At 41.9% G+C, this 8337-nt stretch carries 6 protein-coding genes and 1 CRISPR repeat array; of the genes, 4 read left to right on the top strand and 2 right to left on the bottom strand.

Annotation, left to right across the window (positions count from 1 at the left end; all coding sequences use genetic code 11):
• Positions 1 to 109: 109 nt before the first annotated feature.
• From F8S12_RS13710 to F8S12_RS13695, 4 genes are all read left to right on the top strand, one after another.
• Positions 110 to 508 (top strand): hypothetical protein, encoded by a 399-nt coding sequence (locus F8S12_RS13710; RefSeq protein WP_196516267.1) that lies wholly within the window; start codon positions 110 to 112, stop codon positions 506 to 508.
• Between the two features lie 168 nt (positions 509 to 676).
• On the top strand, positions 677 to 1165 hold the full coding sequence (locus F8S12_RS13705; protein WP_196516266.1) for a hypothetical protein: 489 nt from the start codon (positions 677 to 679) through the stop codon (positions 1163 to 1165).
• Between the two features lie 37 nt (positions 1166 to 1202).
• Entirely contained in the window at positions 1203 to 1640 is a 438-nt protein-coding gene (locus tag F8S12_RS13700; RefSeq protein WP_196516265.1) for an NUDIX hydrolase, read from the top strand.
• A gap of 325 nt (positions 1641 to 1965) precedes the next feature.
• Positions 1966 to 3069, top strand: coding sequence for an AI-2E family transporter (locus F8S12_RS13695; RefSeq protein WP_196516264.1), 1104 nt, complete (start codon positions 1966 to 1968; stop codon positions 3067 to 3069).
• A 65-nt stretch (positions 3070 to 3134) separates the two neighbouring features.
• Positions 3135 to 5345: direct repeats of the CRISPR family, unit length 37 nt; unit sequence GTTTCAATCCCTAATAGGGATTTTGGTTAATTGCAAT.
• Between the two features lie 468 nt (positions 5346 to 5813).
• Here F8S12_RS13695 and F8S12_RS13690 read toward each other — a convergent pair.
• Both F8S12_RS13690 and F8S12_RS13685 read right to left on the bottom strand, forming a co-directional pair.
• The gene (locus F8S12_RS13690; RefSeq protein ID WP_196516263.1) at positions 5814 to 6581 is read right to left on the bottom strand and encodes a circadian clock KaiB family protein; all 768 of its coding nucleotides are present in this window, start codon (positions 6579 to 6581) and stop codon (positions 5814 to 5816) included.
• A gap of 399 nt (positions 6582 to 6980) precedes the next feature.
• Complete coding sequence (locus tag F8S12_RS13685) at positions 6981 to 8255, bottom strand: type IV pilus twitching motility protein PilT (protein ID WP_196516814.1); 1275 nt, start codon at positions 8253 to 8255, stop codon at positions 6981 to 6983.
• Between the last annotated feature and the right edge of the window lie 82 nt (positions 8256 to 8337).

Below are 8337 nucleotides of genomic sequence, written 5' to 3'. Positions count from 1 at the left end.
ATTGTAGAGACGGCGATTTATCGCGTCTCTTGCCTTAACCGAACCGTATTGAGGGTAGTGGGTGCAGAGGAGAATGATTTATAACTATAACTTGTATAAATTAAGATTCATGAACGAGTCTTTTAACTCCATTCATCCACCTTTGATACTCATGAACGAGTCTTTTAGCTCCATTCATCCACCTCTGATACTCATTAACGAGTCTTTTAGCTCCGTTCATCCACCTTTGATACTCATTAACGAGTCTTTTAACTCCATTCATCCACCTCTGATACTCATTAACAAGTCTTTTAACTCCGTTCATCCACCTTTGATACTCATTAACGAGTCTTTTAGCTCCATTCATCCACCTCTGATACTCATTAACGAGTCTTTTAACTCCGTTCATCCACCTTTGATACTCGTGAACAAGTATAGGACTTACGCAAAACTACACGCTGTAGGGGCAATTCATGAATTGCCCCTACCTGAAAATCAAGGTTTCGGCTATTGTTTGCGTAAGTCCTGAAGTATAAAAACTCCACTCTTTTTTACTCAAGCGATCGCGCCCAAGATTCTTTCACGGCGAAGCTTTCTTGCGAGGATGGGCACTCTAAAACTGGGGGGGGTAGAGAAGAGTTTTTCAATGCCCCATTACATTGAGAGTGTGTTTCTGAAACCGAAGAGAATAATATAGATGGGAACTGACCTAATTAAACTGGCGACAAAGCAAGCAGTGACCCAAAAATTTGCTCAATCGGTGGCTTTCATGCAACAAGCGAGAAATTTGTCTCTTTCGTTATTGTACGGACACAGCATTGTTTCCTACCGCCTGGGGTTTACTTTTTTTTTGGTGGTGGGACTTTGTAGTTGTGGTAGTTTGACACCTTCTGGCTTGAGCGGGAGTAACTTGAAAATTGGCACTAATGTCACTCCAATTCGAGAAATTAAACCAGAACAAGACAATCAGGCTATAGTTTACATCCAAGGTAAGGTAGAAAAGCAAGCTCCCTTGATAAAGCAGTGGGCTTATGAAATTAATGACTCAACTGGCAAGATTTGGGTTGTCACCAATCAAAAGGATCTGGGCGAGCGATCGCAAGTAGTAATTAAGGGTAAAGTTCGCTACCGAAGTATCCCCTTAGCTGGCAAAGAATTGGGAGAAGTTTATTTAGAAGAAGAGTAATAATTACAACATAGAAGAGCCAAATAAATCAAAATTTATGACCAATCAACCACTGCATGTAGCGATCGCAATTCTCTACCAAGAAAACAAATTTCTCATGCAACTGCGGGATAATATTCCTGGTATTCTCTACCCTGGGTACTGGGCGCTGTTTGGCGGTCATCTCGAACCCGGTGAAACGCCAGATGTAGCAGTAAAGCGAGAAATATTAGAAGAAATAGGCTATGTACTACCACCCTTTGTTGAATTTGGCTGTTATCCCGATGAAAAAGTTATCCGTCATGTCTTTCACGCGCCGCTTTTGGTGGAATTAAATCAACTGGTTCTGAATGAAGGCTGGGACATGGGATTCTTTACCCCAGAAGATATTCACCAAGGTAAATGTTATTCGCAAAACGCTGGCGAAGTGCGACCTTTGGGTTATATGCATCAGCAAATTATATTGGATTTTATGAAGACAAATCAACAGACCTAATCAAAGAAACTCACTGTTAGCTAAAGTGTCTCGTTCCCAGTCTCCGACTGGGAATGCCTAACGGGAGGGCTGCCGCCTCAAGACTTGCGGCCGCAGCCCGATGAGCAGCATTTCTAGCCAGAGGCTAGAAACGAGGTTTAAAAGGGATTTTGGCTTAAGTTGACACCAATGGCATCTCGCCCGCCCTTAACTCAAAATAAGATTTACGCAAAACTACACGCCCTCTGGGGCAATTCCTGAATTGCCCTAAGAAGAAAATTCATTCTTTTCGATTATTGTTTGCGTAAGTCCTGATAAAGTTAAAATTCTTGTGGAGTCAGCATTAATGCAATCAGCAAACAAACTGCCGCGATGGTTAAATATAGGATTGGCATTTCCCATTGCCATTCTCAACGGCTGGTTATTGCTCCAGGTTATACAGTATTTTCAACCCCTAATCAGCATTATTGCCGCCGCCATCCTACTGGCTTTTGTATTGAACTATCCGATCCAGTTTCTCCAAGAACAAGGCGTAAAACGCAACTTAGCGATCGGGGGAGTGTTGCTTTTGACTGTGGTGATTTTAGTGGCTTTAGGCATCACCTTGGTTCCCCTGATTCTACAACAGCTGAATGAGCTAGCTAATATTTTGCCCAGTTGGATTGATTCTGGGACTCAGCAGCTGCAAACTTTCCAGGATTGGGCATTAAGTCAACAACAGCTTCCCATCAATTTAAGTGGTTTATTTACTCAAGTTCTGGAACGATTATCTAACCAACTCCAGTCCTTCACCGGTAGAATTCTCGGTTTTGCCGTCGATACCATTGGTATTGTAGTCAACGTGCTGCTGGCGGTGGTGCTGACTATCTATCTAATATTGAACGGCAAACGTCTTTGGGACGGAGTTTTTCAGTGGTTCCCTGCTAACATTGGCTCAAAAGTAAGGCAATCACTGAGAGAGGATTTCCAGAATTACTTTATCGGTCAAGCAACATTGGGATCTGTGTTAGGGGTGACAATTACACTAGCGTTTTTGGCGCTGCAAGTTCCCTTGGCTTTACTTTTTGGCATTGGCATTGGCTTGTTTTCTCTGTTTCCTTTTGGTACGGGGGTAGGTATTGCCATAGTTAGTCTATTGGTGGCGTTGCAAAACTTTTGGCTAGGAGTAGAAGTTTTAGGTGTTGCTGTTGCGATCGACCAAGTTAATTCTAATGTTATTGCACCTCGTATTCTCGGCAATTTGACTGGCTTAAATCCAGTGTGGGTGGTGATTTCTTTACTGCTGGGGGCAAAGTTGGGAGGAGTACTAGGTTTGTTAATTGCAATACCTATTGCCAGTTTTATTAAGGACATAACAGATAGCTGGCGGGCTGGAGAGTTTAATAAGATAGATGATATCGAGCCAGAACTTGTTAAGGTCACGAATGAGACAGCAGGAACTTATAGCTAAGTTTCGATAGTTTTCATAACTCAAATTTGACAACTCTGGGGTTGGTACGATGAACTCGTTCTGATGTTTCAATCCCTAATAGGGATTTTGGTTAATTGCAATAAAGGGATTTTTAATGCCAGCAACGGTACTCTGAGGTTTCAATCCCTAATAGGGATTTTGGTTAATTGCAATATAAAAGTACGGAATTCTGCCGTGCTATCAAGTTTCAATCCCTAATAGGGATTTTGGTTAATTGCAATTAGAAGTAGGAACCCTAGAACAATTAGGTTTACTAGTTTCAATCCCTAATAGGGATTTTGGTTAATTGCAATCTGTAGGATTTTCAATGATGATGAAGTTGGGGCGTTTCAATCCCTAATAGGGATTTTGGTTAATTGCAATGCAACCTTTACCGATGGTAAAATCACCAAAGCCATTGTTTCAATCCCTAATAGGGATTTTGGTTAATTGCAATTCAATGGTGTCAGCAGCAGGTGGAATTGTGGATGCGTTTCAATCCCTAATAGGGATTTTGGTTAATTGCAATATAGCGAGAAGGTAGTTAGACAGTGCAGTACTTTGTTTCAATCCCTAATAGGGATTTTGGTTAATTGCAATCTAAAGTAATTGTTGGAGTTGTGGAACTCGTATTGCCGTTTCAATCCCTAATAGGGATTTTGGTTAATTGCAATTCCCGCAGTACACGCCTACAGCGATAGGCACTTGGCAAATATTCCAGTTTCAATCCCTAATAGGGATTTTGGTTAATTGCAATGAGATGGTTTTGAGTTCCGAAGTGTCGTATTCCCTGTTTCAATCCCTAATAGGGATTTTGGTTAATTGCAATTCAAAAGCAAGTGGGTGCCAAGGGATTGAAGATTGTTTCAATCCCTAATAGGGATTTTGGTTAATTGCAATTCTATTACATCGCCGCTTACGATAACAGGTTCGATGTTTCAATCCCTAATAGGGATTTTGGTTAATTGCAATTCGAGGGTAAAGCAGGTAGCGGGAAATCGGTAATGGCTGTTTCAATCCCTAATAGGGATTTTGGTTAATTGCAATAGGATGTCCTCCTACGGGTGGGGTTATCGCTTCAAAAGTTTCAATCCCTAATAGGGATTTTGGTTAATTGCAATTGAAGCCAGGCAAAATAAACGAAATGTTGATGGACAAATGTTTCAATCCCTAATAGGGATTTTGGTTAATTGCAATTCAAGTGCCAACAATACCGCAAATCAAGCACTAGTTTCAATCCCTAATAGGGATTTTGGTTAATTGCAATCTTACATGGTTGCGATGCAGTGCCTCAGCAAGTATGTTTCAATCCCTAATAGGGATTTTGGTTAATTGCAATCCTTTGACGATTTATTGACTACGCAACTAGACTTGTTTCAATCCCTAATAGGGATTTTGGTTAATTGCAATCCGTAGGAACTGAATACACCTTAATGGTGGATGATTTGTTTCAATCCCTAATAGGGATTTTGGTTAATTGCAATAGCCTGTTTTTTAGCCTCGATTACCTTGCTCTCGTTTCAATCCCTAATAGGGATTTTGGTTAATTGCAATATCGCTAATAAAGCGGGAACCGCTAGCAACTCTAAGTTTCAATCCCTAATAGGGATTTTGGTTAATTGCAATACTTGAGGAATCGAGAGTAGAATGGTGAGAATAACGTTTCAATCCCTAATAGGGATTTTGGTTAATTGCAATTTTGGATGGGGACTGAGCATGATAAACTATTGGTAATTTAGTTTCAATCCCTAATAGGGATTTTGGTTAATTGCAATGGGTTAATCCGTCAGCGAGACTTTGTTTTTTAACGTTTCAATCCCTAATAGGGATTTTGGTTAATTGCAATTATTAAAAAATCAGATTTATTGGCAGTTGGTCTGTTTCAATCCCTAATAGGGATTTTGGTTAATTGCAATAGCGCTTCTGCTGTTGGCTGCAACTTACCTGAATCCGTTTCAATCCCTAATAGGGATTTTGGTTAATTGCAATGCCAGTGACTACACTGTGCGGGTGCTGATGGTGAGTTTCAATCCCTAATAGGGATTTTGGTTAATTGCAATTATATTTTGGATCTTCAAGGAAAAACCTATCGTTTTCTGTTTCAATCCCTAATAGGGATTTTGGTTAATTGCAATTTCCATCACTGGAAGAGGCAGAAATACTGATAGATGTTTCAATCCCTAATAGGGATTTTGGTTAATTGCAATGTAAAAAGTAAATAACCCGTCGTCGTGGGCGGGTTTCAATCCCTAATAGGGATTTTGGTTAATTGCAATGGCTGGCGTTTGAAAGCCTTGTATTATATGGTTTTCAAGGTTCAGTAGCGCGGATGAACAAATCATAACACAAGGAATTGTAATTGCGCTAGATGTAAATAGCTGAAACCCAGTCCACATAAGGTGCGCGGATCGTTTAAAGATGCTACAGCCGTTAAATGCTTGCATATACGGCAATTCAGCCATTTTTGTAGTCACCCTCTCACCAACACCTACCCATCCGCGCATTTGGCAAAAAAAACTAGTCTGATTACAAAGCGGCTCATTATCAATATCAATGAGTTTAATACAGGCTTTCATAAAGTCTTAGCTAAAACAATCACCGCTTATCAAACCTTTGCGTACACTCTGCGCCCCTCTGCATTTGACTTTCAACCCTCAATCAGCCACAGTTTTACGCCAAGCTGTACCTAGCTGAGTTGAGAGCGATCGCCTGGACTGAGCTACGCCTTCGCACTCCCAATAATCTTAAAATTTTTCCTTAACAGCTAACATCTGTAAAATCTTTTCTACATGATCCAACTCTCCAACAATTCGCCGAATTGGGTGGGGCCAAACTTTGACAAGGGTAGGAGTAGCAGAAACCTGATTAATTTCTGCTTGTTCTGGATGAGTTAAAACATCAATTACCTTCAAAGTATAAGGATGTCCCAGCGATCGCTCTAACAATTCGTGTAGATTCTGGAGAATGCGTTCAGTGGTGCCGCTATGTCCTGCAACAAACAAGCGAAGCACATAGCCTTGTGTTGTTACTTGCTCTTTTTGTACTATTACAGGCTGGTGGTATTTTGGCACAGGTTCAGAAAGGTCTAAGCGGACAATTAAGTCGTGATCCTCCCAAAGCTGCCCAAATGAGGAGCGATAAGTTGTTAACACCATGCGATCGCACAACCCCTCCTGCCAGGGAGCAGCTTGCCATACTAACTCCTCTATACCAAAAATGGCATTCAGCAAAGCTTGATGTCTGATTACAGCCGGATAAGCTTCAGCAAAAGTTCTCACTTGTTGAGTGCGCGGATCTAACCAGTGGTCAATCGTCGCAGTATAACAAGGCACTAAAAAATGCGGTGGCTCTGGTAAATCGAGAATTTCCTGCAAAGCAGAGCACAAATGTAAATGCCATCGACCTTGCTTACTAGGGTCGATACAGTAAATTAAATCTCCTCCAGGTGTAAATAGCGCAATGCCTTTAAACAACTGGGGTCTAGATAGTTTGTTTGTTGTCAAGTTAGTCACGGAGGTTAGGAAACTAAAAAGTAAAGAATTCTCTTTTTACCTTTTACCTTAGCTATAACCGCAACCAGGAACACAAAGATATTTGGTCAAGACTTATATCATGTCCGGTTGAACACAAGTCAATTGCGAAGGTCGTGTTCGCGGAGCGTCTCGTAGAGAAGCAATCTCCAAACCCTTGCGATTGCTTCATTCCACTACGTTACACTCGCAATGACATATCGTAAGTGATTAAGCGGACATGATATTACACACTGAAAACTTGAAAGCTTGATCCCCCTTCAAAATGGGGGAATCTTAAAAGCCCCCTTTTTAAGAGAGGCTTATAACCCTCTTTCACCCCCTTTTTAAGGGGGTCGCCGCAGGCGGGGGGATCTTAAGCGAATCGTATTCCCCCCAATCTTAAACTCGACCTCGGAGAAACTGCGCCATTTCATTAGGAGTTGGTGACATTTCTAAAGCAGTTTCTTCAGTAATGCGACCATCTTGATACAGATTTAGCAACGACTGATTCATCGTAATCATCCCGTCAAAACCGGCTTGTTTCATCAACTCGCCAATTTCATCATACTTACCATCTTTGATCCATTCTTTAATAGCCTCAGTATTTATCAGCACATCGTGGAAAGCAGCCCGCTTACCATCAGTTGTGCGGCATAAGCCTTGGGCAATTACTGCTACTAAAGACTCAGAAATTGCCACCCGCATTGCATCCTGTTCCTCACCAGAGTAGAGATTGAGAATCCGCTCAATAGTTTTGACAGCGCTATTAGTGTGCAGGGTTCCCATGACCAAGTGACCAGTCTGAGCCGCTTTTAGGGCGGTGTTAACTGTTTCTTTATCCCGCATTTCCCCTACCAGAATCAAATCTGGATCTTCCCGCAAAGCTGCTTTCAAAGCGTTGTCAAATTTTCGGGTGTGCATTCCCACTTCTCTCTGTTTGACTAAAGACTTGCGGCTTTGGTGGACAAATTCTATCGGGTCTTCAATAGTGATGATATGTTTAGCCATCTCCTTATTGATGTAGTCAACCATCGCTGCCATTGTGGTGGACTTACCAGAACCAGTGGGCCCAGTCACCAAAATTAAACCTTTATGATGATGGCAAATATCCCGGAAAACTGGGGGTAAATTCAACTGTTCCATAGTTAATATCTTCAGAGGAATCAACCGCAACACCATTGCTGCCCCTTTCAGGGAGCCAAAGACGTTGATCCGCACACGAACAAAGTCGTACTGAGTTGCTCCGTCAAATTCTAAGTGTTCTTCAAAACGTTGAATTTCTGCCTCACTCATCACCTCTCGCAACCAATTCATCAAAGTTTCTTTATCCGTTTCTGGATAATCCGTTGATTGAATTTCTCCTCGGCTGCGGAAGCGGGGTACTTCACCTACACCCAGGTGAAGGTCAGAATATCCCTGATCGTAAGCCTCCCTGATTAACTGCGCTAAGGTGAGTTTTGGACTGCTGTTTTTAGGGCTAACTGAACTCGGTATTGGCGGCGGAGTCCCCGGACGATGACCTGCAACAGGCGCGTTGGTGCTTCTATCCATTGACATATCCAATGTTTGTGTAGGCTGACGCTGCGTACTAAGCGTTGGCGGTGGTGGCGGCATTGGTGGTAGGTTACGTCCAGCAGCAGAGTTAGAATTTAATGCAGACTGTGATTCTGTCATATATCTTCAAATTTGGTAGTTAAAAAGTTGAATTAGCGAGAAGTCAATCAATTTTGGATTGGCCGCACTTTTAGAAGGGATG

This window comes from Nostoc sp. WHI (assembly GCF_015714725.1).
Lineage (GTDB): Bacteria > Cyanobacteriota > Cyanobacteriia > Cyanobacteriales > Nostocaceae > Nostoc.
The sequence above is the reverse complement of the archived record's forward strand: the minus strand, read 5'-3'. Positions and strand labels throughout refer to the sequence as shown.

What these genes read in the sequence shown, in the direction of transcription:
- F8S12_RS13710 (WP_196516267.1), top strand. Translation starts at nt 110, where the DNA reads ATGAACGAGTCTTTTAACTCCATTCATCCACCTTTGATACTCATGAAC.
- F8S12_RS13705 (WP_196516266.1), top strand. Translation starts at nt 677, where the DNA reads ATGGGAACTGACCTAATTAAACTGGCGACAAAGCAAGCAGTGACCCAA.
- F8S12_RS13700 (WP_196516265.1), top strand. Translation starts at nt 1,203, where the DNA reads ATGACCAATCAACCACTGCATGTAGCGATCGCAATTCTCTACCAAGAA.
- F8S12_RS13695 (WP_196516264.1), top strand. Translation starts at nt 1,966, where the DNA reads ATGCAATCAGCAAACAAACTGCCGCGATGGTTAAATATAGGATTGGCA.
- F8S12_RS13685 (WP_196516814.1), bottom strand. Translation starts at nt 8,255, where the DNA reads ATGACAGAATCACAGTCTGCATTAAATTCTAACTCTGCTGCTGGACGT.